General features: G+C 28.0%; 1 protein-coding gene. It reads right to left on the reverse strand.

Annotation, left to right across the window (positions count from 1 at the left end; genetic code table 11):
• Positions 1 to 61 precede the first annotated feature (61 nt).
• Positions 62 to 1,339, reverse strand: coding sequence for a transposase (locus H8S10_RS17815; protein ID WP_186839743.1), 1,278 nt, complete (start codon positions 1,337 to 1,339; stop codon positions 62 to 64).
• Positions 1,340 to 1,494 lie beyond the last annotated feature (155 nt).

A 1,494-nucleotide genomic window follows, 5' to 3' on the forward strand; every position in this document is an offset into this window, starting at 1 on the left:
AAAAAAGGGCAGACTATCCCTATGAGGATAATAAAATGTAAAATATTAGGTTGTTAAAGAGCTAACTAGCTCGTTTAAGCTTGCTTAGAGAACAAATCTTATCTTCCTTTTTATTAACAATTGCAGCAATAGCAACTGTTAAAAGGCATATGTGACCTAAGGTATTTAGGTTAGATATGGAAGAAATATTTCTAACAGAGGCATTTTCAAGATTAAGATTCTTAAATCGTGAATTGTAGCGTTCTGATTCAGTTCTCTTTGAATAGTATAGTTTAAAATAATCTGATGTATCATCGACGGTTGATCTATAGTCTGTACTGATAGATTTATATTTTATACATCCTCTATTTTTATGACCATTATTATATTTAGGGTGATTACAAGGGCATTTAGAATCATCTTTTGATGTTCTAAATGGACAACAAAATTTTTGTTTTATTGAACCTTTTAGATATTGCTTACCGTCTTTATGCATTGCTAAACCTGCTTCGCATAGCGGGTTACCGCAAGAAATAGTTTCAACAGTTTTGCTGTTACGTTTATTTTTAGCAATAAAAGCTTCAGAATGTAAAACATCTTTTATGTAATTATAGTTTGCTTTAGAATCAAAACCTTTATCAGCGAGAATTTTGGAATTTTTTAAGCTAAACCAAGAATTTATTTTATCTAAAAAATTAATTAGATTTGAAACATCAGCTTTTTCGCCTGTAAGAGTTACTTCATAAATTGGCAATCCTGATTTTGCATCACACATTATTAAATTTTTATAACCCCAATAAAAAGTATAATTCTTTTTTGAATCTTCATTATTTGCAGTGTGGACTCCTAATTTACAGTCCTTATCTGATTTAGGATGTTTTTCATTAGAAAATTTATTTTTAGAAAAACATTTTGGATTATTATACTTTGTATTTGCTTTTATAGGGGTTGAATCTACAGATACTATTGAGTTATCTATGGCATCTAATTTTATAAGTTCATTTACTTGTGATTTCATTATTTCCTTTAGTAAATTATTATCAATATCATGAATAAAACGTTGGTAAACGCTATAAGAAGGTAATGGTTTAGTAATGTCAAATCCGCATAATTGAGCAATTTTTAAATTAGTATTTAAAAAATCACAAAGTAGAGTTATTTCTCTAAAATGTTCACAGTTCATAACAACAAACGCTCTAGTAAGAGCGTGACGTGAATAGCCTTTTGGTCCACGTTTTGATTCAATAAATTCAGGTATAAATGATAAATCTAAATTATCAAATATGTTTTCGTAAAAATTAATTGTTGATTGTGAAGTAAATAGATCAACTATGTTAAATATCTCTTGTCTTGTTATCATTTTTTAAACCTCCGTTAGTGCAACTAATTAGTTTATGTATATGCTATTAGTTTTATCCAAAGGAGCAAAAATGATACTGAAAAATTTGAGTGATATAAAAAATCTTGGCCATAAAGGCCTTGATATATAAGGGTTAAGAAATATGATTAACCCTA

The organism is Clostridium sp. NSJ-49 (genome assembly GCF_014287725.1).
In the GTDB taxonomy this organism is placed as follows: Bacteria; Bacillota; Clostridia; order Clostridiales; family Clostridiaceae; genus Clostridium; species Clostridium disporicum_B.

Bases quoted from the DNA above. Each gene is read 5' to 3' on its own strand.
- H8S10_RS17815 (WP_186839743.1), bottom strand. From the start codon at position 1,339: ATGATAACAAGACAAGAGATATTTAACATAGTTGATCTATTTACTTCA.